Genomic DNA, 21,171 nt, shown 5'->3' with positions numbered 1-21,171 from the left:
CGGCCCGATCACCCGTTTTCCTCACCGGCTACGCGACACCGGATGCTATCCGGCGGATGGGGGAGTCCCGCCTTGCCCGATGGCTTCGCTCGCAGGGCTGCCGAACTGCGGTTGCGACAGCCTCCGCCGCGGTCGCTGCGGCGAAGAGCCAGCAGACCGTTCTCCCGGGCCAGGCGATCGCATCCGAGCTCGCGCGTCGCCTCGCGCACGACGTCATCGCGCTCGAGGCGCGCATCGCGGAAATCGATCAGCTCATCGCCGCCCGTGTCGAGACGAGTCGTGCCGCCGAGCTCCTGCAGTCCATGCCCGGCTTCGGACCCCTGCTCGCGGCCGAGTTCCTCGCGTCAACCGGCCCCGACCTCAGCGCCTACGTCAGCGCTGATCGGCTCGCCGGTGTCGCGGGCCTCGCGCCAGCACCACGCGACTCGGGACGGATCAGCAGCAATCATCATCGACCTCGCCGCTACGACCGGCGCCTGTTGCGCGCCTGCTATCTCGCAGCGATGGTCAGCGTCCAGCAGAAGACCGAATCGAAAGTGTTCTACGACCGGAAGCGGGCTGAGGGGAAGTCGCACAAGCAAGCCATCCTCGCGCTCGCTCGCCGTCGTCTCGACGTCATCTGGGCCATGTTTCGAGACGACCGCAGCTACACGCCTCCAGCACCCTTTGGGTGTGAGTTTGAGGGAACTGCAACTACGCGTGCGACCCCAAAGGAACCTCAAACGGTGGACTCGGCTAGGACCGAGTTCGCTGCTGCCTGACTGATACGAGGTGAGCCAAAGGCCCTTGGCCTGTCAGCCTTCGGGCAGCTCCCAACCATTCGCTCGACAGGAGCTAGCGAACGCCGCGCTGGCCGTCTGGAACGCCTCGTCGTCGCCACCCTCAAGGGCCGTCTCCATGGCGGTCACCGCTTCCGTCAACTCGTCGGGGTCCTCCGCGCTCAGCGACTCAGACATCGTCCGCAGCAGCTGCTCACGGCGACCCTCTTGCTGTCCTGCGCTGCCTTCGCTTACCCAGGAGGAGTGGTTGCTACACGCATCCGTGGCTGATGTGGTGAGCCCGCCCGAGCAGGCCGAGAGAGCAATCAGCATCGCCGCAACCGGCGCGAGTGTCAGTCCCCTGACGAGGAGGCCTCGGCGGACGAGAGATCGACTCGTGGAGACCTCTTCGCGCATGCATTGAGGCTACTGCTGGCGCGGCCGGACGGAGCCGGCCGGAGGAGCCTGCGGCGCTGTTGACAACCTGATTGAGATTCTTCACCTCTCCGCGGTTTCAATCTATCTCGCTCCGTCGGCTACGTGCCGCCTATTCCGGACGCGGTCGCAAGCTCCCTTATTTCGCCCGGAATAGGCGTCACTCCGCCGTCTCCACTCAAACGGTTCTTCCCGCCGGAGAGGCACAAAAAAACGATCAGACAAGACGAAAGCCCCGTAGTTGGACTAGAACCACGGGACTTGTCGCCTCAATGATCGCACATTGATCAAGGAGAAACCATCGTGAACACCACCACCACCGGGACCATCGAGCACCTCGACCCGACCGCCCTCGTCATCGAGCAGAACGTCCGCACCAGCGCCCCGCTGACCAAGGACTTCCTCGACTCCATCCGACAGAGCGGCATCCTCTCGCCCGTCCTCGGACGCCGCGACGAGCACGGCAACGTCATCGTCCGCGCCGGACAGCGCCGCACCCTCGCGAGCCGTGAAATCGGCCTCGCGACGATTCCCGTCTACGTCGTGGAGGGCGACGACAAGACCGCCGAGCGGATCGTGCAGCAGATCATCGAGAACGACCAGCGCGCCGAACTCACCACCGCCGACCGCACCGCCGCGTGGGCGCAGCTGTCGTTCGAGGGCCTGTCGGCCGCGAGCATCGCCAAGCGCACCGGCACCAAGGCCGCGACCGTGAAAGCCGAACTCGCGGTCGAGGAGTCCGCGGTCGCGCGGACCGCGCTGCACGAGCACGAGCTGACCCTAGACCAGGCCGCGGTCATCCTCGACTTCGAGGATGACGAGGAGGCGCGCGCCGACCTGATCGCCGTCGCCACCACCAACCCCGGCCAGTTCGCCCACACCGCGGAGCGCTACCGCAAGGCACGCGCCCGCCGCGTCGCCGTCACGTCCGGTACGGGATCCTCTAGCAAACCGTTGACCGGGTGCTCGTGCCGGTGGTCGCGAACCGGCGTTGGTACTCGTGCGGGGTCACGCCGAGTTGTGCTCGGAAGGCGCGGCGGAGTGCGTCTGCGCCGGCGAATCCGGCGCGGGTGACTGCTTCGGTGACGGTCGCTCCTTGTTCGAGCGCGGTGCAGGCGGCGTGCAGGCGCACGGAGTCGACGTAGGCGCGGGGCGTAGTTCCTATCTCGGTGTTGAACAGGCGCGTGAGGTGGCGCGGGCTCATCGCTGCGCGGCGGGCGAGAGCGTCGGCGGAGTGATCCGCGGCCGGGTCGGCGGCGATCGAATCGGTGACCGCGCGCAATGACGGTGTGTTCGGCCGGGGGATCAGCAGGGAGGGGGAGAACTGGGACTGCCCGCCTGGTCGTTGCAGGAAGACGACGAGCGCTTGGGCGACTCGGCGGGCGAGGTCGCCGCCGTGGTCGAGTTCAAGGAGAGCGAGGGAGAGGTCGATGCCTGCGGTGACGCCAGCGGAGGTGTGCACGTTGCCGTCGTGGACGAACAGCGCGTCAGTCTCGACGGCAGCGGCGGGGAACGCGGCGGCGAGCGTCGCGATGTACTTCCAATGCGTGGTCGCCCGTCGCCCATCGAGCAGGCCGGCGGCACCGAGAAGGAACGCGCCGGTGCAGATAGCGGTGAGGCGGTCCGAGCGTGGCGCCAAAGCGCGTAGCGCGTCGATGAGGCCCGGCGCAGCAGGGGTGGTGGGGAGTAGATCGCCACCGGTGACGATCAGGGTGTCCAGGTGGGGCAGCTCGCCCTCCACGGCGGCGTCCGCCTGCACGTGGAGGCCGTTCGACGCGCGGACCGGGCGTCCGCCCGGGGAGAGGACGAGCAGCTCGTAGTTGCCGCCCTCGTTGTTGGCCTCCGCGAACACTTCCATCGGACCTGTGGCGTCGAGGGACTTGAAGCCGTCGAAGATGACGACCCCGACGAGGTGCGGGCTGCGCGTAGCGCTCACTGGCCGCTCCTGTCTGGTTTCTCCGCCTGCCGGTCCGGATTCTCGACGCGCCGCTCCGGCCGTGGATCAAGGCTGAAGGGGTCAGACATCGACAAGGAGAATCATGGCTCAGACCATCGCCGGCATCACCATCCCGGACACCGCCCTCACCCGCGAAGCCGCCGAACTCGTCCGCGACGAGGCCGGCGACACCCTCTTCGACCACTCCTCCCGAGTGTTCCTCTTCGGTGCACTGAAGGGACGCGCGCGGGGCCTCACCGTGGACCTCGAGCAGCTGTACGTCGCTGCCCTGTTCCACGACCTCGGCCTCACCTCCCGGTACCGCAGCAGCATGCAACGCTTCGAGCTCGACGGTGCGGACGCGGCCCGCGACTTCCTCCTCGCTCACGACCGCTCCCACGACGTCGCGCAGACCGCGTGGCTCGCGATCGCGCTGCACACCACCCCGGAGATCCCAACCCGGCTGGCGCCGGAGATCGCCCTCGTGACGGCCGGCGTCGAGACTGACGTCCTCGGGCTCCAGCTCGAGGAAATCAGCCTCTCCGACCGGGCGGCCGTCACGGACGCCCACCCACGACCGAACTTCAAGCGCGACATCCTCGCCGCGTTCAACGACGGGATGAAGCACCGCCCGGATTCGACGTTCGGGACCATGAACGACGACGTGCTCGCGCACTTCGATCCGAGCTTCCGCCGCGGGAACTTCGTCGACGTCATCCAGAGCAACGCCTGGTCCGAATGACACCCGCGGCCGCACAGCTCCGCTCATCGCGCCCGAAGGGCACTCGCTGGTGAGCGCGACGCACAGCGTCGTCCTGCTCGTGCTCGTGCTCGCGTGGCTCGGAGCGTGGATCGCCGCCGTCCGGAGCATCGCCTCCGCAGCGACGCCCCTCACTCCTGCCGCGCGCGGCGGCTGGATCGCGGCCGCGATCATCCTTCCCGTCCTCGGACCGATCCTCTGGTTCGCGGTCGGCCGACACTCGCTCGCGCAGAGGTGAACGACATGCCCCCCACCCCCTTCCAGGAGTACGCCCACGGCATCTTCCAGGTGCTCGAGTCCGGCGACGCGGACCTCGCCCGCGCGATCGCGGCCCCGACTTTCGGCAACAGGGAGGCGACCTCCGGTCCGGCCGCCTGCCAGCGCCCGGGACCCGCCGGGCTGCTCGCATCGAGCGCGTGGATGCGCTCAGCGTTCGATGATCTCCACTTCGAGATCCTCGATGAGGGCTACACCGACTCCGGAGCCTGGCTGCACCTGAAGATGCAGGGACTCCACTCGCGGCCGTTCGTGCAGTACCAGGACGGCAAGCCGGCCGACCGGACGTCGCATCGACGCCGAGCAGATGCACGTCCTCACCATCACCGACGCCGGCGTGACCGGCCACAAGGCCGTCCGGGACGACCTCACGATGCTCACTCAGCTCGGGGTGTTCCCGCCCGGGCCGGGGCTCCTTGCCTCGATGGCGCTGTTCACGCTCACCGGCCAGCGGCGTCGTGCGATCACGGAACTCGAAGCGACCACTGAGCGGGCCGGGGATATCGGCAGCGTCCACCTGTAGACCGGCCGCAGGTGCGGCGTCAGATGACGTCGTTGAGGATCTGTCCGAGCTTCGCGATCGTGTCTTCGTTGCGCCGGTAGTACGACCACTGACCCGCCCGGGTGACCGTCACCAGATCCGCCCGCTGCAAGCTGGACATGAACTGCGACGCCGTGGACTGCGACACCTCCGCCCGCGCCTGAATGTACTTCAGGCACACCCCGTGCTCCTTCGTTGCCGAGTCCTCCGGCGCGAAGGACTCCGGGTCCTTCAGCCAGCCCAGGATCGCCAAACGGGTCGGGTGCCCGAGCGCCTTGAAGACCGGCACCAGGTCGAGGCTTTCGGCTGCAACGTCCACACAACGAACGTATCGGTAAATCGCGATTATGTGCTAAACCTTTGCTCATCGCTAAATCGCGATGAACCGACATGCACCTTGTCCGCCGTAGGAGGCGCCCGTGACGATCCTCGAGAAAGACCATCGCGTCGGCGCCGTGCGCGGCACGGCCCTGTTCGTGGCCGCCATCGTCGGACCTGGCATCCTGACCCTGCCCGCCCTCGCGGCGGCGCAGGCAGGGCCGGCGTCCCTGATCACGCTCGGGGTGCTGCTGGTCGTCTCGGCGCCCATCGCGTTCACCTTCGCCGCGCTGCATGCGGCTACTCCGACCGCGCACGGCATCGCCGGCTACGCCTCCGCCGCCTTCGGCTCCCTCGCCGGCCGACTCGTCACCGCCTGGTTCCGCTACGGCGTCCCCATCGGAGTCCCCGCCCTCGGCCTCATCGGAGGCGAGTACGTGGCCGAAGCCACCGGAGGCGACAAGGCCACCGTCGTCACCGTCGCCGCCGCGATCTGCGCCGTGGCCGTCATCGCGAGCATCCTCTATCGGGCCGGGAGCGGGATCCTCACCCTCCTGCTCTCCATCGCCCTCATCCTGCTGATCGCGACCACCGCCGTGCTCGCGCTCCCGCACGGAGACACGGCGAACCTCACCCCGTTCGCGCCCAACGGCGTCGTCGCGGTCGCCGCATCAGCGCTCGTGCTCACCTGGGTCCTCACCGGCTGGGAAGCGGTCACCAACTTCACCGGCGTGCTGCGCGACCCGCGCCGCACCCTCCCGAAGGCGACTGCCGCGACGCTTGTCATCGTCGCCCTGCTCTACGCCGCCGTTGCCGCGCCCGAGATCCTCGTCCTCGGTCCCACCGCCGGCGGCAGCGCCGCACCGGTCGCCGCGCTGCTGCGCATCGCCGTCGGACCCATCGGCGCCGTCGTCGCCGCGATCATCGCCGTCATCATCGCGACCGGCAACAGCCTCGCCTACGTCGGAAGCCTCGCTGAGCTCGACTCCCGCGCAGCCGGCGCTCCCGAAGGAGCGCGAGCGCAGCGATCAGCCCGACTCCGCGCCCTCGCCGTCCCCATCGCGATCATCATCGCCGGGCTCGCCGCCGCGGCACTCACGCCGATCAGCACGGACGAGTTGGTGTCGCTCTGCGCCGGATCCCAGGTTCCCGTCTACATCCTCGGGCTCGCCGCAGGCATCAAGATCTTCCCCGCCTACTCGCGTCTGTGGTGGCTGTCCGTGTTCTCCACCGCAGCCGTCGCCGTCCTGCTCGTCCCCGCCGGGTTCTATCTGCTCGTCCCCGCCGTCATCGCCGTGGCCGTCGTTGGTCAGAGCCGAATCGCGAGGCGCGCGGAAGTTGCAGACCGCTGACCCCAGCGCATTTGAAGGCGTCCCGTATGGGGATCGTTCACCGGGTCGGCTTGGCGTCCGTTGAGGGGTGGGTCAGCGGCGCTGGTCAGCCGAGGTCGGCTCGCATGACTGGTCGGCTGGGGTAGGTGCGTCCGATCTCGTGGAAGCCGGCGGCCGTGAAGATGGAGACCGTTCCGGTGAAGAGCGCGGAGGGCGAGGGCCGTGTGGTGGACATGGTGACGTCGACGGGGTGCCCGTCGAGGACTGATGCGCCGTTGGCGCGTGCGTGGTCCACGGCGGCGAAGAGGAGGGCGGTGCCTACGCCCTGGCCTCGGGCCTCTCGGCGGAGGTTGATGCAGGTCACCCACCAGGCGGCAGGGTCGTCTTCGAGGATGCGCTTCAGTGCTGTGTTCCCGGTGATTCCGGGGAGCGTGTGGCGCGGGACGACTCGGGTCCAGCCGACGGGCCGATCGTCCACGTAAGCGAGCACACCGATCGGGACGGCTGAATCGCGCAACTCTGCACGGAGCGCGTCCTCGTTCGTCGCGTGGTCGTGGTGACGAAAGCGTTGGCACCAGCAGGAGTCGGGCTTGCCTGCGCGAGGTCCGAACGCGGTTCGCACATCGGCCCACTCGCGATCAGTCGCAAGCTCTGTTCGCAGCGTCATGCAGGCATCCTTCTCCTGCAATCAAGCTTCCGGTAGGGATGCTTGGCATCCGGCGGGGACGTGGAAGTGCGCAATGGCACCGGGTCAGTCGCGTAGGTCCCTTGCCACATCACCCGATGTTTCCGCGACGGTGTCTTCGAACAGGGTGCGGTTGTTCAGGATCACCCGAAGACGCATCGATGCTTCGGTCGCGATGGTCACGATGGCCACGCCGTCTTTGGTCTCAGTGCTGACGGTGGGAAGTTCGGAGAGAGGCTCATTTGCACTTGAGGAAGTCATGCCCGAACAGTAGACGGCGTAGCCGGGTCGTTCACCGGGCGATCCCCTACCCGGTCAGCGCAGTGCCCAGAAGGGCAGTGACGCGACGACTCCGCCGAGCAGGATCAGGACGATGGCCGTTGTGGGTGATGCTTTCACGTCGCCCGTTCCGAGTCGTGCGGTGATGCGTGAGAGCACGGCGTGGGTGCGTTTGCGGGCGAGGATCCCGACGACGAGGAGTGCGAGGCAGGGCAGGCAGTAGATCACCGCGTAGCCGGCGAGAACGAGCAGCCCTTCGCCGGGGGTGAGGCGGGCGTCGAGGAGTCGTTCGATGGCGATGAAGTACGGGAAGGCGTTGGGCAGGTCGGCGCCCGTGAGCAGTGCGCCGAACGGCAGCGCCGTCCAGGGTGTGAACCAGGAGGGGAGAGTGATTGGTTTGCGTGCGCGGGTCCGGAATCGGCGGATGCCGGAGATGACCAGGACGAGACCGGCGGCGGCGAAGGCGGCGTAGCGGATGCCTTGCACGATGCCGTCGACGGCGCCCGCGGCAGCTCCCGCGCCGAGGAACAAGGCGGCGCCGGCGCCGAACACGGTGAGCGCTGCACCGAGGACGGTCACCAGTGCCGTCAGAACGGGGCGCCGGGGTGCAGCAAGGAGGATGAGCGTCACGGCGACGATCGTGGCGGGGTTGAACGCATCCAGCGCTGCGAGCCCGGCGATCGCGAGCAGAAGCGGCCCGCTCATCGGGGAGTCCGCCGGGGGAAGTGCACGATGACATCGATGAAGCGATCGAGCTCCGCCTGGGTGGGGGCCGGCTCGATGCCGGCGAGGACGTTCGCAGCGAGCCCGTCTCCGACGAGACGGATCACCCTCGCACGGGTGGCGTCGCCCGTCTCGTCCTGGATCAGCGCCTCCCACCGGGACGTCGCCTCCCGCGACGCTGCGGCCACGTCATCGCCGGGCGTCTCGACCGCGCGGTGCGCGATCGCCAGCGCCCGGAACAACGCGATGTCATCCCCGGTGGGCACCGAGATGCGCAGCCACGTCTCCGCTGCCCGCCGCTCGGCCGCCGCAGCGACCATCGCCGCGTCGACCTCCTCGAGAGCTGCCAAAGCCAGGCCTCGCACGAGCGCGGCGCGCGACGGGAAGTGATGCACGAGGCCGCCCTTGGAGACGCCGGCCGTGGCCGCCGTCTCGTTCAACGACGGGACGACTCCGCGTTCAAGCGTCAGTCGTCGGGCGGCGTCGAGGATGAGGGCTCTGCGATCCATGAGCACACCGTATAGACAAACCGACCGGCCGGTCGGTCGCTCTCGGATTTCCCTCAGATGTCTTCAGGAGGTCGACCGTGGGCGTCCAATGAGGGGTCGCTCACCGATACACGTAGACGCGACATCGAGCGCTGTCGTTTCTCACGATTGCCTGCACAGCTCGTCGCGACCTCTCAATACTCGTGCAGATGACCGTGAACGTTCAGATCTTCGAGGTCGTCTGCACAATCGACGTGAGCGTGCCCGAATCGTCAGCCTCAGCAGTGGCGCGCGAGCCCTTCGACGGTCGAAGGAGCAGCGCAGCGCTTACCCCGCCGACCACAGCCGCAACTACACCGAGCCCAGCAGCGATGGCCGCGGTCATTGGGTCACCGGCGACGGCAGCTACGCAGGCCGCACCACCCCACGGGGCGCCCGATCCTATGGCCGGTCCCACAGGGCTGATCATCGGGGACGTCTCCGTCGCTCGTCCCGACCGATGGGTGATCAGGATCGCCCCAAACCCTCCGGCGACGGCCGTCAGGGCACTGACCCCACCGATAACGGCGCCCACGATCATCAAGTACGCGAAGGAACTCCACCCACCCTGATCGCGATAATCGGGGTTACCCGTGAGGACCAATCCCAGACCGAGCAGCGCACCCAGCACCACGCCAACTGGTACAGCACAGAGAGCGGCCCTCCGGTGACGATGGATGATTTGCCGCATGGGGCCACGCTAACCGGAGAGTCGTCTACCGGTGCAGTTCTGACACTCGGACAGACACGGCATCTCCTCGTCCCCTGATCGGGTCGACTGGCTGCACAGCGATCCTGTTCGAGGATCAGAGGGTGGGGAACCAGCTCGAGTTGTCCACGATCCACAGCGACACGGAGTTCCAGAGTCCCGTGATGACGAGGACGCCGATCGCGATGAGGAGGACGGCGACGGCCTTGTTGGCGTAGGCGCCGATGCGGCGCAGCCATCGGCGTGAGCGTGCTGCGCGGGCGAGGACGAGTCCGAGCAGGAACAGCGGGGTGAGCATGCCGAGGAAGTAGACGAACCCCAGCGCGACGCCGAGTCCCGCGGTGTCGATGTTGGAGGCGAGGCCGTAGGCGATGGCGAGGGATGGGCCGAGGCAGGGGTACCAGACTGCGGCGCAGCTGACTCCGAGCAGCAGTGCTTTCGCGGCCGAGCCGCCTGGGGTGGAGGTCTTCGTGATCCAGGGGATCCGGAGGACGCCGAGGGAGTAGAGGCCGGCGGCGATGAGCAGTCCGCCGGCGATTAGCGTGTACGGCGGACGGGCGAGGTTCACATTCGCGCCGAACGCGAGAAGCAGCGCTACTGATCCGATCAGCACGAGCGCGGCGCCGACCGCGAAAGCAAGGATCGACCACACCTGCCGAGACGGTCGAGCCCGTCCGTCTCCTGTCGAGGTGAGGGCGCCGACAATGCCAGGGAGGATTGGCGCAGCGCAGGGGGAGAGCAGAGCGAGCGCGCCCGCGAGGAACGCGGTGCCGAGCTCGGGGAACATGCCCTCACCCTAGTTTCCGGAAAGGGCGTGTCCTGGTCCTGCGCTTCCTAGGCTGACCTCGTGACCTGGACAAGTCGACCGCGCAGCATCGCAAGGGTGACCACTCGAACCCTCGCCGTCACGGTCATCTTTGCCGCAGTCGTGGCCTCGCTCAGCGGGTGCTTCACCACCGCTGAGCGTCCTCTGCTCACTTTCGCGGACCTCGACCGGGCAGCGACCGACGCCGATACGTTCCCGACGTTGCCCCCGCGGGCCTCGTGGTCGGAGATGGACGAGACCAGCTCCCGGCTCGTCGGCCGAGTCGGAGACCGATCACTGTTCCTGGCGCGAACGAGCGATCTGGAGACGACGTGCTTGACGAGCTTCGCTGACGAGGACACGTGGGACCAGAGCTGCGGGGCCGGCGGGTTCGATGCCACGATCGGCCGCGACACGTTCCACGTCATCCCGGACGGCGGGGGAGTCGAAGAGACGTGGACTCCGCTCAGTGAGAACGTCTACGTCGACAGCCCTGGTGTGCGGTGACGACGATCGAGGAGCTGCGACTGGCGCTCGTTCCCGTGTTCGAGGAGATGCTGCACGAGGACGAACGCTCGTCGCTTCGGCTGCACTTCGTGCGGCTCTCACAGTGGCCTGACGGTTCTCCGCTGAGTCCTGCGGATCGCTTCGAGGACGGCAGCGTCGTCGCGCTGTATGGAGCGTTTCGGCGCCGGTAGTTGAGCCCCGGAAGCGGAGCGCGGCCGTCCCGTAAGGGGATCGTTCAGCGGCGCATCGGGTCGGCGCCACGCGCCTGCTCTTGTCGGCACCTGCTGCTCCACCACAATGAGCACATGACTGATGGACATGCCTGGTCGGGGGACGTTCCTCCTCTGCCGGAGGGGCGCTCGGCTGATTGGATCGCGGTCAACGGAACTCACAACCAGCGGTGGCACGTCGCTGGCGACGACTCGCTCGAGCTGATGAACGAGAGCATCAACGCTCTCGTGGATTCCGGCGACGAGGTACTCGCCGGCTCTCTCCTCAGCCGGTACATGTTGACCCGGGAGCAAGTCGCGTTGATCAGTGATCGGTACCCGCAGCTCGAGCCGATCGCGCAACTGCACGAGCACGCTCCGGCGGCACTGAAGCTGCGTGCGGAGCTGTGGAAGCTGCTGCCGTTCTCTCTTCTCGCCTTCCTAGATGAGGTGAACGCGACGGACGCAGAACGAACAGCGCTCCTCAACGCGCACGACAACACCATCGGCCCGGACTCGACCACGCTCGGAGAGACGTGGGGAGGGATCCGCGGCGCCGGAAGCTAGAGGCCGTCCCGTAAGGGGATCGTTGAGCGGACGTTTCGGCGGGGAACGAGGCGGGCGGCCGTCCTTAGATTCCGGGTTCGAGTGAGGGGTCAGGAGGGTCCGGGGAGGTCGAGGAAGTCGACGTCGGTGATGTCGGTCATCTCTTCATCCCAGGAGGGGCGGGCTGGCTGCATCCGCCGTGTCTCGAGCTCGATGTGCGCGATGGCTGCCTCATCGAGGGGTTCGTCGCCGTGGCTGTTCTCCACCGGGATGGAGAACAGTTGGCTGGCGGGTCCGATAAGCAGGTGGGCGTAGGCGTTGCTTCCCGCGTCGGTGACGACGGGAACGGTCACGATGTCCGATTTCCCGACGTCCGCGAGGGCCCGGGCGTAGCGGAGCACGGCCTTGCAGGTGACGTCGCCGACGAGCATCGAGCCGCTGGAGTAGTAGAGCTTCCTCATGGGGTCACTGTTCCGATCGAAGGGTTGTGCGGGGTGTCGTTCGTCGTGGTGTGGTCGAGGCGTCTGGGGCGTGAGGGTTGGCTCCGCCGGGGTCAGGTTCCGGGCTGACGCGGAGTCCGTTGACGGTGTAGGAGTCCTGGACGAGCTGACGAATCCACGCGGGGTTGATGCTGGGGGAGCGGTTGCCGGCGAAGGCGAATTCGAGCGGGATCGCAGGATGCAGCCACACCGAGCGTCGTCCGCTGCCGACGTCGACGCTGTTCTTCCAGGACAGGTAGAAGCTCTCGCCCTTCCCGAGCTTCGTTCCGATCACGAGCTGCAGGTGGGCGAGGAGCCGGTCATCGAAGTCGGACTCGGAGCTGGAGTTGTAGTGCAGCTTGCCCATGGGGCGTCCCGCCGGTGCGTGCGCCCGAGAAGGGCGCGATTCGCCACGCGAGGTCTCGGATGGGCTCTGAGACTAACCCCTGCTCAGCACGGTTCAGACCGATTCGAGGTACTCGGTTCCGCGCCTGCCTAACCCCAAGGTCTCAGAACCGTTTCTGCGACCTCACCGGGATATTTCCCGTATGCCCCTTTCCGTGAGTCAGGGGCGTACGGTGGTGCGTGCCGGTCGCGTCGCGGAGGCGCACGAACTCTCTCGCACGAGTCGGACGGCGCCACTCGGCCGAGAGGGCTTTCCCCTTATCGAGTCGAGCCGTCATGTCCCTCCGGGATGAGAATCAGCAAGACACCATCCGTGCCCTCCAGGACCTGATCGCGGCGTTCTCCGCCCCGCACTGGGTGCACCCTGCCTATGCGGAGCACGTCCTCGCGCACGCCACCGAGCTCCTCGACGTCGCGCAGAACACCGGCAGTGCAGGCCGCGTGCGCATGCCGACGCTGATGTGGCCGCGCTCCGCCGTTTTCGAGGACCCCAACCCGCCTCCAGTACCGCCAGGCGCCCTCTGATCCCGTCCCGTTAGGGGGTCGTCAACCGGTCGCCCACGAGTTGCGTGCGCCGCCGCGGCGTGGCGCGGGCGGGGTTGTCTCGTTAAACCTGTCCGGTGGTGATTCCGTTGAGGGGGCGTGAAACGGGGCAGGGGAGGCCGGGCGCTGGGCAGGGTTGTCTATTCCGGGTTGGGTGGTTGCGGGGCTGTGTCGTTGAGGCGGCGGTAGTAGGCGACGTCGAGTGCGCTGAGGTGGGTGAGGAGGCGTCCGGCGCGGTCGTGCATGGTCATGGAGCCGTCGTGGAGGCTGGCGATGGCGCCGATGCGGTGCAGCATCAGCACTGTGTCGAGGCGTTCGGCGTAGTGCAGTTCCAGGAAGTACACCAGCGGCGGGTTGCCGGCCCGGCCTGATGTGAAAAGGGCAGTGGGTTGTTGTCGGCTGACGCCGGTGTCGCGGTTGAGTTCTCGGAAGATGTACCGGTCGCGCAGCCACGGCCCGCCAAGGATCGCCGCAACGATGACGAGGGCGCCGAGGATGACGGACGGGTTGAGGAGAACGGTGAGGTCGTTGCCGGTCATCATCCGAGCGCGTCTCGGGTGCGGTCGCGGTGTTCGGCCGCTTCGGTGTCCGCGGCGAGCTGCGCGACTCGCGCTTCGATGTAGACGGTGCGCGTCGTGGCGTCGTGGTCGAGTTGCAGGACTTGCAGGAGGCGGTGCAGTTGTACGGTGCCGGCCGAGGGTTTACCGGTCAGGATGCGTCGGACGGTGCGTGGTCGGAGCCGTGCGAATACGGCTACCTTCTGTGCGCTCCAGCCCTGCGCCTGCATGGCTGTGGTCAGTACCGCGCCGAGCGCGGTGTCAAAGTGGCGGGGCGCCAAGCCAATGAAGTCCACCTAGCCAGGGTAGCCAGCCCCTCAGCAGCTCGATGGTGCGCGATTCGCGGCCGACCGTTCCAACTGTCTACAACGGATGTTCGCGCTGAGAGCGCCATTGCCCCGGGGTCGCTGAGCGTGATCAACCCCAGCAGACGCAGTAGAATTCGGACGCGACTCGCCAGGGTCACGCGGTCGGAGTGTCGCGCTTCAGGCGGCGTTTCACGGCGCGTTCGGTGAGGACGGAGAGGTAGTCCTGCACGGGCCGGTCCTGCAGATCGGCGAGCTCTTCCCGCACGAGGGGCTCAAGCTGCTCATCGGTGCGGTCGGGAAACTTCTTGCGGACGTTCGCCGTGACGTCGCGCACAACCTGCTCGGGATCAAAGTCGGTCGTCATAACCGCATCATGCACCGCGAAGGTGAACGAGACGAAAGGGAGCTCAAGCCCCGTCGGTCATCTCGTAGTAGCGGTCAGCGGGAACCGATCCGGTCTGCCCCACGAGGACGCAAGACACGACGATCCCCACACTCATGCTGATGAGGAGGGCGTACTTCCTCCTCTGGTAGGTGCGCTCGGGGATCGCGGAGGTGACAGCCGCCAGGGCGAGTGTCGTCAGCACCGCAACGGACAGGCTTGGCCAAGGGACGGCAAAGCCGGTGCACTGTGGAGGAATCGGCTCGTTGCACGCCAGCGCAACCCCATCAAGAACGAACGCCAGTACCACGACTGCGATCAACGCGGCGCCTACGATCAGCGCGGGCAGCCTCGGGGACCATCGAGCAGACACGAGGAGATCGTCACCGGTCAACATGAACGATCGACTTCACTTTCGGTCGCTCATTCAGCGGGCAGCAGCGTCGGGGGTATCAGCGATGGCGGTATCGGTCGAGCTGTCGGCCGGTCGCTGGGCCCAGGCTGAACAAAGGGCGGAACCGCATTTCTTGTGAGGTCGTTCACAGCGAGGCCGACGAGGACGACGACGACCACCAGGGCGAGAGTCGCTGCGATGAGTGCCGCGAGCAAGAGCCGTTCGACCTTCCGCATGGGATGAGGCTATGACCAGCGATCAACGTGATTGTTCAAAGGGTGCGTCCTCGGCGCCCCTGCGCTAGCCCGTGGCGGTCGTCGGGATGCGGAGGTAGGCGTACACGGTCTCTCGACTGATGCCGTACTCCTTAGCCAGCGCGGTCTTCGCCATGCCGGCACCAGCCCGCTCGCGCAGCTCGGCGATCTGGGTCGAGGAGAGTGACCGGGCGCGACCGCGGTACACGCCGCGCTGCTTGGCGAGGGCAATGCCTTCGCGTTGGCGTTCTCGGATGAGTTCGCGTTCGAACTCTGCGAACGCGCCCATCATGTTCAGAAGCAGGTTCGCCATCGCGCTGTCCTCACCGGTGAAGGTGAGCTGCTCCTTCACGAACTCGACGCGCACCTTCTTGTCCGTCAGTCTGCGCACGAGCCGGCGAAGATCCTCGAGGTTTCTTGCGAGCCGATCCATCGAGTGCACGAGCACCGTGTCTCCGTCGCGGACGAATCCGATCATCTGTTCGAGCTGCGGACGGTTGACGTCCTTGCCGGAGGCCTTGTCCTCGAAGATTCGATCCAGCGTCACGCCGTCGAGCTGGCGCACCGTGCTCTGATCCAACGTGCTCACCCGCACGTACCCGACCCTCTGACCCGACATGCCGCCTCCGACCGCTACTTGCCCAGTTGAAGTCTAAGAGCCGCAGGGGCAAGTGTCAGACAAGGCCCGACACGGCCCTATTCGGACGCGCTTCGGCCAGGGTGCCTGACGTCCGGTTGGGGTGTACCCCAGCTTGGCGAGCCAAGGAGTAGTGCGACCAGGGCTGTGGAGCGTGGCTCTTTGTGCAGCGAGCTGACCCGCGACCGAGCCTCGGTGGTATTCGTTTGCGACACGGACGTCCTAGCCGAGAAGTTGAACCAGGCGCCTGGCCTACCGCAGGAGGATACCGTTACTATCAGATAGTGAAAATATCTGATTTGGCTCGGTTGGCGGACGTTCCTCTGTCTGCCGTGAAGTACTACCAGCGCGAAGGCCTCGTCCCGGAGGGGGTCCGGTCCTCAGCGAATCAGGTCGATTACAGCGACAAGCACGTGCAGCGAGTGCGGCTGATTCGCGCTCTGATCGAGACAGGAGGGTTGTCGATCTCTGCCGCAGGGGAGGTCATCGGGGTCCTCGATGCCCCGGATATGCCGATGGCTGAAACGTTCCGCGTCGCGCAACATGCGATGAGCACTCCGCGGGTCATCGAGTCCACGCCGACTGCTGCCAGCCGTGCTCGTGTCGTCGCCGTCGCGCAGCAGCAGGGCTGGTGCTTCACCGAGGACAACCCTGGGATCGATGCGGTAGCTCGCGCCCTTGATGGGCTGCTCGCCATCGGGTTCGACGCGCCCGATGACTACCTGGGTGCCTATGCGACTGCCGCCACATCCGCGGCGGACGCGGACGTGAACGCGCTCACGTCACTCTCCGGACCGGACGAAGTGGCCGAACTGATGGTCGTTGGCACAGCCCTCGGTGATCCGCTCTTCGCCGGGCTGCGCCGTCTCGCTCAACAACACGCCACGTCGACCTTCTTTCCCATCACCGACCCGAACGGAAACGACTCATGACCACGAACCCTCGCCACGTTGTCCTTGGCGGCAACGGTGTCATCGGCCGTGAAACGCTGCGCGCTCTGATCGCGGCCGGCGAACGACCGACTTCTGTTGGCAGGCGTCCATCGACCATCGCCGAAGCGCAGTCCCTGACCGCCGACCTCCTCAGCGCCCGCGACGTCACACACTCCCTACGAGGCGCCGAAGTCGCCTACCTCACGGCAGGCCTCCCGTACTCGGCCCGCGTGTGGGCGGATCACTGGCCTGTCATCCTCGACAACGCGATCGCCGCCGCGCTCGAGAACGGCGTCCACCTCGTCTACCTCGACAACGTCTACGCCTACGGCCCCGTCGACGGCGTCATGACCGAACAGACCCCCCTCGCGCCACGAAGTAAGAAGGGCGAAGTGCGTGCTGCTGCGCTGCGCTCTCTCCGAGCGGCCCAGTCGCAGGGGCTGACAGTGACGATCGGACGAAGCGCCGACTTCTACGGCCCCGGTGCGACAACCAGCGTCTTCAACACCTTCGCCCTCGACAAGATTGCCGTCAACAAGACGGGAACCTGGCTCTTCGACGCAGACCAGCCGCATTCCCTCACCTACACACCCGACATCGGCAAGGCTCTCGTGACCCTCGGAACCAACCCCGCCGCCCGAAACGGAACGTGGCACCTGCCCACTGCGCCCGCGATGACGGGGCGCCAGTACCTAGAAGTTGCTGCTGGACCCGGCGCCCGCACCGCCGTGATGCGACCAACCACGATGCGTCTCGGGGCGCTGTTCAACCTTGCAGCCCGCGAAACACTCGAGATGGACTACCAATACACCCGCCCCTACCTCTTCGACTCACGAGCATTCGAAACGACCTTCGGAGAGACCGCAACACCGACAGCCCGGGGCGTCGCCGCGTCGCTTGTCCAACGATGAGCGACCTACCAAGCCGTCCACGTGACCTCTCCCAACCGAAGAATGCGAGCCGACAGGTCGCGCGGCCGATCGAGGAGGGTCAAAGCTGGACGAGAATGCACTCGTTGCGCGGGTCTGTGTGCGGAACGACTCGTCGGGCACCCGAAAGCTTCGACATCGCCTCCACCTGGGACAAGTGACGTCAAGGAGCGACACTCGCGTGGATGGCCGAGCGGCCCTTCGATCCGGCTAGGACGGGTCCGACTCCGGAGTAGGTAGCGGCACCTGCAGATCGGTGGCCGTGAGGGGTGTTTCGGTCAGCCGGCGGGTGAGCGCATCACGTTCCGCCGTGAGGGAGGCGATGGTGGGTCGGTCCAGGCGGGGGTCGGCGATGTCGCTGAACGGGCTCTGCGTGTCGGTGCGTGCGGCGACGACGGCGGCGTACTTCGTGGCGGCGCGCTTAACGTCGGCGGCGGCGCTCTCGATGCGGCCGCGGTGGCTCTTCTTGCCGGAGGCGAGTTCGGCGTGCTTCTCGAGCGCGTCGACGAGCTTGCGGTGAGCTGATTCGATCTTCTTGGACATGCCTCCATCTTCGCCTGCTCACGGGCGTCGCCTCTATCGGAGCGATCACGCGATGAAGAAGCGGTGGTCGAGAGAGTTCACTGTCTGGTCCTCGCGCGCCGGCCCGGGCGCGCGGAGACTGACCGTATAGCTGTTCCTGGACGCATCGAGTCATCGGCTGTTCCTGTGGGGAACGTGGCCATGGCGGTCGCCGCCGTGATCGCAATCGGCGCGGGTTTGGCCACTGCCGCTGGCACACCGCCGCTGGGACTGGTGTTCGTCGGAGCAGGCGGTCTGCTCCTGGCGGGGCTCGTCTTGCGTCTTCTCGGGAGCCGAGGGCTCGCTGCTCGATCGTCGGGGGAGCGCCGTTGGAGCGCCCCGGCGGTGCTGGTCGCTGCCGCTGCCGCAGTGGTGCTCACTCCGGTCGTGTACTGGGCGGGGATGGCGTACGGCTCGTCCTGGTTGGAGTGGGATCCGGTGCACTCGACCAACGTCTATGTCGAGCGGCCCGGCGGGTTCGCTGTTCTCCTCGCGGCTCTCGTCGTGTGCGCTGCGCTGGTCTTGTTCGCTGTCGCAGCCGCTCTGATCGTCGCGGCGCAGATGGTGACCCGGCAACGGCGGTGAGGGTCTCGCACCGTTCACCGGACGCTTCTACTGTCGGCGTCATGGCGATCGCGAAGCTTGTCCCTGTTCGACCGGACGGGAAGTCGATCGTCCTGAGCGTGCTGGCGGTAGCGGTCGGGGTTCTCCTGCTGGGGCATGCGGCCGTGCAGGGGATCGGCGCGGCGATGTTCTGGGGACCGTGCTGGTCCGAGGGCTACGACAGCGTGGCGTGTAACTTCTTGCAGTATCAGGCGCCGACGCCTGCGTGGGTTCTGCCGTTCTGGGTCTGGTTCGTGGAGGTGCTGCTCGCCCTTGTCGTGATCGCCGGCTGTGTTGTGGCGGGGCGGCGTCTGGGGACGGCTGGTCTTGCGCTCGTTGCGGTGCTGATGTCGAGTGTTCTCATCGACTTGGTCTTCACGCCGATGGTCAATGGCGGCTACTCCTCGGCGGATGAGCCGCCGGGGTTCGGTCTGATCGGTGCGGGCTTTCTCGCGGTCGGGGGAGTGCTGATGTTCCGCGTCGCGGTCCCGTACCGCCGCCCGCTGACCTGACCGCTCCTTTTCGCGCGGCTAGGCGCTCGACATCTCCGTCTGCGGAACGGCGGTACGTCCGGGAAGCGGCGGTCGTGGTGAATAGGTGCTGCGTCCGATGGTGTCAGGGTGGTGAATCGGGTGTACCCCAGGTCGGCAGGCCGAGGGAAAGCGCGACTGAGGCATGGAGTCCTCGAACCAGCGGTCACATCAGCCAATCGCCGGTTGTTCTCACGAGACTCACGCGTGCGTGGCCCATCCCCTTTCGCGACTGTGATTCAGAGGGCGCTCGGCGGTACTGGCGGCGGGTCGGGGATCTCGAAGACAGCCGAGCGCGGCCACATCAGCGTCGGCATGCGCAGACGGCGCGGACTGCCGAAGTTCTGCGCGACGCCGAGGAGGTCAGTGGCGTGCGTGAGGACCTGTTCAGCGTGAGCGGGGTGCACCCAGTGCGGCCCTGAGAACGCCGCGATCAAATCTTCGAGGACTCGGATGGTGTCTTGCTGACTCTCGTCCCGGAAGGACATGACGGCTCGACTCGGTAAAGGGGGGAAGCCCTCTCAGCCCAGCAATGACATCCGTTCTCAGACGAGAAGGTTCGTGCGCCTCCGCGACGCGGCCGGCGCCCTTCACGATACGCCCGCCAACCTTCACGAACGATGTCGATTTGAGACCAGGTGAGACGCCAGGAGTATGACGTGGGCTGCTCCCGCTTTGCCGATGTCAGCTGGAGCGGGCGGCCAGCGTGGAGACGCCGGCGCCGGAGAGCTCGGCGCAGTACGAGGCGCGTCCGGTCATGGCCATGATGAGGGCGAGCGTGCTGCCGCGCACAGCGTCACCCTCTCCGAGGGTGATGCCGGTGTCGACGGCTTCTAAGCGCAGGCCGCGCACCCGCTTCTTGGCGATGACCACCTGATCGGTGCCCGCGTAGTAGCGCAGCAGCGCGGTGAGGGTCGCGGCCGGGTAGTCCCTGACAAGGCCGAGTGGCCGGCGGATGTCCTCTCCATGAACGACCATCTCGCCCAGCAGGGCGAGGCGTGGAAGGGGCGGTGACGTGCGGCTTCCAATCGTTGCCCGGAACCGGCTCAGCGTCTCCCGAGGTGATGCGCCGAGCTGCTCGCGGAGACGGTCATCCACCTGCTTGTCGAAGTCGAACCGTGCACGCACGACGCCCACGAACCAGCGCGGCCCGGACACGACTCCGCTGACCGTCAGGTGCGCGAGCACCTCCCTCACCGTCAGACCCGCACAGAGCGAAGGAGTCGACCACAGCAACTCGATCACCTGCGCCAACTCGTCTGCAAGAGCTTCGCGCTCGACGTCGATGCTCTGCCAGATCGCGTTTCGCTCCACGCCGCAATTCTTCCGTAACAGCGTCCGAGCACCGATCCCGATTGGGACGGCCAAGCACACACCTGCCACTTGCATCCGCTGCGCTCGAGCGAACGAACAACTCCGAGCGACCTCGAGTTTAGAACCACCTGAGATGCAGACGCTCCTGCTGCTCGGGACGGGACCGTAGTGCAGTCGACCGAGAGCCGCTGAATGTTCACGGTCGTCTGCACGAGCGCCGCCACGCCGCAGAGAGTTTGTAGGGAGCGTGAGAAACGACAGAAGCGCTCGCCAGCGGCGGGGGTAGGTGCTGCTTTGCGCCTGGGTGGGAAGTGGGCGCTTCGTGGCCGCTTCCTCCATTTCGGTGATGGGAGTCGTATGAGTGGCAGCGTGGAGGGTGTTCAAGGGAAGCAAGAAGAGACGAAGGAGTACATCATGCGCACCAGCACGAGCAACGAATTCGACACCAGCTCGGCCAACCGTCAGAACCACTCGGGACACGGCTTCCGCCGCTCCCACCTCGCTGCGGGCCTGCTCGCAGCATCACTCACCATCGCGGTCCCGGTCGTAGGCGCCGCGCCGGCATTCGCGGACACCACCACTCAGACAACTACCGCCATCGCGGACTCCGGCCGTGCCACTGGCGTCACCGAGGGCGCGAACAGTGGCGCTGCCGGTCAGTGCACGTGGGGCGCGAAAGAGAAGTTCTTCGAGGCGACCGGACTGCGTCCCGCGATCTACGGCAACGCCCTCGACTGGGACACCAGCGCGGCCGCGAACGGCTGGACCACCGTCCTCGATGCTCAGGCTCGCAGCATCGTCGTCTTCGAGCCCGGCGTGCAGGGCGCGGACCCGACCTACGGTCACGTCGCCTGGGTCGACTCCGTCGAGCAGCGCGCTGACGGCCTCTACATCAACATCACCGAGATGAACGGCGCCGCCGGCCCTGGCGTCTACAACACCCGCACCGTGCAGGACGTCGTCGGCATGTCCTACATCCTCGCTCCGTAGAGACGTCG

32 protein-coding genes and 1 pseudogene are annotated in these 21,171 nt (G+C 66.8%); 15 read left to right on the top strand and 18 right to left on the bottom strand.

Going from position 1 to position 21,171, the window contains the following annotated elements; translation table 11 throughout:
- Positions 1-56: 56 nt before the first annotated feature.
- Positions 57-761, top strand: coding sequence for a transposase (locus GRS96_RS19315; protein ID WP_107576064.1), 705 nt, complete (start codon positions 57-59; stop codon positions 759-761).
- A 33-nt stretch (positions 762-794) separates the two neighbouring features.
- Here the strand turns inward: GRS96_RS19315 and GRS96_RS19310 are convergent, their stop codons facing one another.
- Positions 795-1,175, bottom strand: a complete 381-nt coding sequence (locus GRS96_RS19310) for a hypothetical protein (RefSeq protein ID WP_146168500.1) — start codon at positions 1,173-1,175, stop codon at positions 795-797.
- 321 nt (positions 1,176-1,496) lie between these two features.
- On the opposite strand from GRS96_RS19310, the pseudogene GRS96_RS20725 reads away from it, so the two are divergent.
- Positions 1,497-1,979 (top strand): annotated as a pseudogene (locus GRS96_RS20725) (ParB/RepB/Spo0J family partition protein); the annotation flags it as partial.
- 157 nt (positions 1,980-2,136) lie between these two features.
- On the opposite strand, the gene GRS96_RS19300 reads toward GRS96_RS20725, so the two are convergent.
- The gene (locus GRS96_RS19300) at positions 2,137-3,051 is read right to left on the bottom strand and encodes a GlxA family transcriptional regulator (protein ID WP_236553726.1); all 915 of its coding nucleotides are present in this window, start codon (positions 3,049-3,051) and stop codon (positions 2,137-2,139) included.
- Between the two features lie 181 nt (positions 3,052-3,232).
- Here GRS96_RS19300 and GRS96_RS19295 point away from each other — a divergent pair, with 181 nt between their 5' ends.
- The 3 genes from GRS96_RS19295 to GRS96_RS19285 all read left to right on the top strand — a co-directional run bounded on the left by GRS96_RS19295 (position 3,233) and on the right by GRS96_RS19285 (position 4,688).
- Complete coding sequence (locus GRS96_RS19295; protein WP_107576062.1) at positions 3,233-3,871, top strand: HD domain-containing protein; 639 nt, start codon at positions 3,233-3,235, stop codon at positions 3,869-3,871.
- A gap of 49 nt (positions 3,872-3,920) precedes the next feature.
- Positions 3,921-4,127 carry a PLDc N-terminal domain-containing protein gene (locus tag GRS96_RS19290; RefSeq protein WP_159989456.1) on the top strand — a complete coding sequence of 69 codons (207 nt, stop codon included), beginning with the start codon at positions 3,921-3,923 and terminating at the stop codon, positions 4,125-4,127.
- A 345-nt stretch (positions 4,128-4,472) separates the two neighbouring features.
- Complete coding sequence (locus GRS96_RS19285; protein ID WP_159989455.1) at positions 4,473-4,688, top strand: hypothetical protein; 216 nt, start codon at positions 4,473-4,475, stop codon at positions 4,686-4,688.
- A 19-nt stretch (positions 4,689-4,707) separates the two neighbouring features.
- Here GRS96_RS19285 and GRS96_RS19280 read toward each other — a convergent pair whose 3' ends face one another.
- Positions 4,708-5,025, bottom strand: a complete 318-nt coding sequence (locus GRS96_RS19280) for an ArsR/SmtB family transcription factor (protein WP_159989454.1) — start codon at positions 5,023-5,025, stop codon at positions 4,708-4,710.
- A gap of 100 nt (positions 5,026-5,125) precedes the next feature.
- Here GRS96_RS19280 and GRS96_RS19275 point away from each other — a divergent pair, with 100 nt between their 5' ends.
- On the top strand, positions 5,126-6,376 hold the full coding sequence (locus GRS96_RS19275) for an amino acid permease (RefSeq protein ID WP_159989453.1): 1,251 nt from the start codon (positions 5,126-5,128) through the stop codon (positions 6,374-6,376).
- 85 nt (positions 6,377-6,461) lie between these two features.
- Here GRS96_RS19275 and GRS96_RS19270 read toward each other — a convergent pair whose 3' ends face one another.
- The 5 genes from GRS96_RS19270 to GRS96_RS19250 all read right to left on the bottom strand — a co-directional run bounded on the left by GRS96_RS19270 (position 6,462) and on the right by GRS96_RS19250 (position 10,065).
- Entirely contained in the window at positions 6,462-7,022 is a 561-nt protein-coding gene (locus tag GRS96_RS19270; protein WP_107576057.1) for a GNAT family N-acetyltransferase, read from the bottom strand.
- An 84-nt stretch (positions 7,023-7,106) separates the two neighbouring features.
- A complete protein-coding gene (locus GRS96_RS19265) occupies positions 7,107-7,301 on the bottom strand; it encodes a hypothetical protein (RefSeq protein ID WP_146168499.1) in 195 nt (64 codons plus the stop codon).
- A 54-nt stretch (positions 7,302-7,355) separates the two neighbouring features.
- A complete protein-coding gene (locus GRS96_RS19260; RefSeq protein ID WP_107576056.1) occupies positions 7,356-8,024 on the bottom strand; it encodes a GAP family protein in 669 nt (222 codons plus the stop codon).
- Positions 8,021-8,551, bottom strand: coding sequence for a TetR/AcrR family transcriptional regulator (locus GRS96_RS19255; RefSeq protein WP_146168498.1), 531 nt, complete (start codon positions 8,549-8,551; stop codon positions 8,021-8,023). Before GRS96_RS19255 ends, GRS96_RS19260 begins: the two co-directional genes overlap by 4 nt.
- Before the next feature lie 824 nt (positions 8,552-9,375).
- The gene (locus GRS96_RS19250; protein WP_107576053.1) at positions 9,376-10,065 is read right to left on the bottom strand and encodes a cytochrome c biogenesis CcdA family protein; all 690 of its coding nucleotides are present in this window, start codon (positions 10,063-10,065) and stop codon (positions 9,376-9,378) included.
- Positions 10,066-10,161: 96 nt separating this feature from the next.
- Between GRS96_RS19250 and GRS96_RS19245 the strand changes: the two genes are divergently transcribed.
- The 3 genes from GRS96_RS19245 to GRS96_RS19235 all read left to right on the top strand — a co-directional run bounded on the left by GRS96_RS19245 (position 10,162) and on the right by GRS96_RS19235 (position 11,366).
- A complete protein-coding gene (locus GRS96_RS19245; RefSeq protein ID WP_107576052.1) occupies positions 10,162-10,590 on the top strand; it encodes a hypothetical protein in 429 nt (142 codons plus the stop codon).
- Positions 10,587-10,781, top strand: a complete 195-nt coding sequence (locus GRS96_RS19240; protein WP_107576051.1) for a hypothetical protein — start codon at positions 10,587-10,589, stop codon at positions 10,779-10,781. The genes GRS96_RS19245 and GRS96_RS19240 overlap by 4 nt, the downstream gene beginning before the upstream one ends.
- A gap of 114 nt (positions 10,782-10,895) precedes the next feature.
- Positions 10,896-11,366, top strand: coding sequence for a hypothetical protein (locus GRS96_RS19235; protein WP_159989452.1), 471 nt, complete (start codon positions 10,896-10,898; stop codon positions 11,364-11,366).
- A gap of 89 nt (positions 11,367-11,455) precedes the next feature.
- Here GRS96_RS19235 and GRS96_RS19230 read toward each other — a convergent pair whose 3' ends face one another.
- Both GRS96_RS19230 and GRS96_RS19225 read right to left on the bottom strand, forming a co-directional pair.
- The gene (locus GRS96_RS19230; protein ID WP_159989451.1) at positions 11,456-11,806 is read right to left on the bottom strand and encodes a hypothetical protein; all 351 of its coding nucleotides are present in this window, start codon (positions 11,804-11,806) and stop codon (positions 11,456-11,458) included.
- Positions 11,807-11,810: 4 nt separating this feature from the next.
- Positions 11,811-12,191, bottom strand: coding sequence for a DUF7882 family protein (locus GRS96_RS19225; protein WP_204162186.1), 381 nt, complete (start codon positions 12,189-12,191; stop codon positions 11,811-11,813).
- Between the two features lie 314 nt (positions 12,192-12,505).
- Between GRS96_RS19225 and GRS96_RS19220 the strand changes: the two genes are divergently transcribed.
- Positions 12,506-12,754, top strand: coding sequence for a hypothetical protein (locus GRS96_RS19220; protein WP_159989450.1), 249 nt, complete (start codon positions 12,506-12,508; stop codon positions 12,752-12,754).
- A 158-nt stretch (positions 12,755-12,912) separates the two neighbouring features.
- On the opposite strand, the gene GRS96_RS19215 is transcribed toward GRS96_RS19220, so the two are convergent.
- The 5 genes from GRS96_RS19215 to GRS96_RS19195 all read right to left on the bottom strand — a co-directional run bounded on the left by GRS96_RS19215 (position 12,913) and on the right by GRS96_RS19195 (position 15,286).
- Positions 12,913-13,314, bottom strand: coding sequence for a hypothetical protein (locus GRS96_RS19215; RefSeq protein ID WP_159989449.1), 402 nt, complete (start codon positions 13,312-13,314; stop codon positions 12,913-12,915).
- Positions 13,311-13,625, bottom strand: coding sequence for a helix-turn-helix domain-containing protein (locus GRS96_RS19210; protein WP_159989448.1), 315 nt, complete (start codon positions 13,623-13,625; stop codon positions 13,311-13,313). The genes GRS96_RS19215 and GRS96_RS19210 overlap by 4 nt, the downstream gene beginning before the upstream one ends.
- Positions 13,626-13,791: 166 nt before the next feature.
- Positions 13,792-14,001, bottom strand: coding sequence for a three-helix bundle dimerization domain-containing protein (locus tag GRS96_RS19205; protein WP_159989447.1), 210 nt, complete (start codon positions 13,999-14,001; stop codon positions 13,792-13,794).
- Between the two features lie 43 nt (positions 14,002-14,044).
- A complete protein-coding gene (locus GRS96_RS19200; RefSeq protein ID WP_159989446.1) occupies positions 14,045-14,416 on the bottom strand; it encodes a hypothetical protein in 372 nt (123 codons plus the stop codon).
- 297 nt (positions 14,417-14,713) lie between these two features.
- Positions 14,714-15,286, bottom strand: a complete 573-nt coding sequence (locus GRS96_RS19195) for a recombinase family protein (RefSeq protein WP_159989445.1) — start codon at positions 15,284-15,286, stop codon at positions 14,714-14,716.
- Positions 15,287-15,636: 350 nt separating this feature from the next.
- Between GRS96_RS19195 and GRS96_RS19190 the strand changes: the two genes are divergently transcribed.
- Both GRS96_RS19190 and GRS96_RS19185 read left to right on the top strand, forming a co-directional pair.
- Entirely contained in the window at positions 15,637-16,236 is a 600-nt protein-coding gene (locus tag GRS96_RS19190; protein WP_236553720.1) for a MerR family transcriptional regulator, read from the top strand.
- Positions 16,233-17,147 (top strand): NAD-dependent epimerase/dehydratase family protein, encoded by a 915-nt coding sequence (locus tag GRS96_RS19185; RefSeq protein ID WP_107576031.1) that lies wholly within the window; start codon positions 16,233-16,235, stop codon positions 17,145-17,147. The genes GRS96_RS19190 and GRS96_RS19185 overlap by 4 nt, the downstream gene beginning before the upstream one ends.
- 228 nt (positions 17,148-17,375) lie before the next feature.
- Here GRS96_RS19185 and GRS96_RS19180 read toward each other — a convergent pair whose 3' ends face one another.
- Positions 17,376-17,708: a hypothetical protein gene (locus tag GRS96_RS19180; protein ID WP_107576030.1), complete on the bottom strand. Its 333-nt coding sequence runs from the start codon at positions 17,706-17,708 to the stop codon at positions 17,376-17,378.
- 180 nt (positions 17,709-17,888) lie between these two features.
- Here GRS96_RS19180 and GRS96_RS19175 point away from each other — a divergent pair, with 180 nt between their 5' ends.
- Both GRS96_RS19175 and GRS96_RS19170 read left to right on the top strand, forming a co-directional pair.
- Positions 17,889-18,311, top strand: a complete 423-nt coding sequence (locus GRS96_RS19175; RefSeq protein ID WP_159989444.1) for a hypothetical protein — start codon at positions 17,889-17,891, stop codon at positions 18,309-18,311.
- 41 nt (positions 18,312-18,352) lie between these two features.
- Entirely contained in the window at positions 18,353-18,841 is a 489-nt protein-coding gene (locus GRS96_RS19170) for a hypothetical protein (RefSeq protein WP_107576028.1), read from the top strand.
- A 257-nt stretch (positions 18,842-19,098) separates the two neighbouring features.
- On the opposite strand, the gene GRS96_RS19165 is transcribed toward GRS96_RS19170, so the two are convergent.
- Positions 19,099-19,347, bottom strand: coding sequence for a hypothetical protein (locus GRS96_RS19165; protein ID WP_107576027.1), 249 nt, complete (start codon positions 19,345-19,347; stop codon positions 19,099-19,101).
- A 196-nt stretch (positions 19,348-19,543) separates the two neighbouring features.
- Positions 19,544-20,173: a maleylpyruvate isomerase family mycothiol-dependent enzyme gene (locus tag GRS96_RS19160; protein WP_236553719.1), complete on the bottom strand. Its 630-nt coding sequence runs from the start codon at positions 20,171-20,173 to the stop codon at positions 19,544-19,546.
- Positions 20,174-20,587: 414 nt separating this feature from the next.
- On the opposite strand from GRS96_RS19160, the gene GRS96_RS19155 reads away from it, so the two are divergent.
- Positions 20,588-21,163 (top strand): CHAP domain-containing protein, encoded by a 576-nt coding sequence (locus tag GRS96_RS19155; RefSeq protein ID WP_236553718.1) that lies wholly within the window; start codon positions 20,588-20,590, stop codon positions 21,161-21,163.
- Positions 21,164-21,171: the final 8 nt, after the last annotated feature.

This window comes from Rathayibacter sp. VKM Ac-2803 (genome assembly GCF_009807175.1).
Classification (GTDB): domain Bacteria; phylum Actinomycetota; class Actinomycetes; order Actinomycetales; family Microbacteriaceae; genus Rathayibacter.
This window is presented reverse-complemented; position numbering and strand designations above follow the sequence as displayed.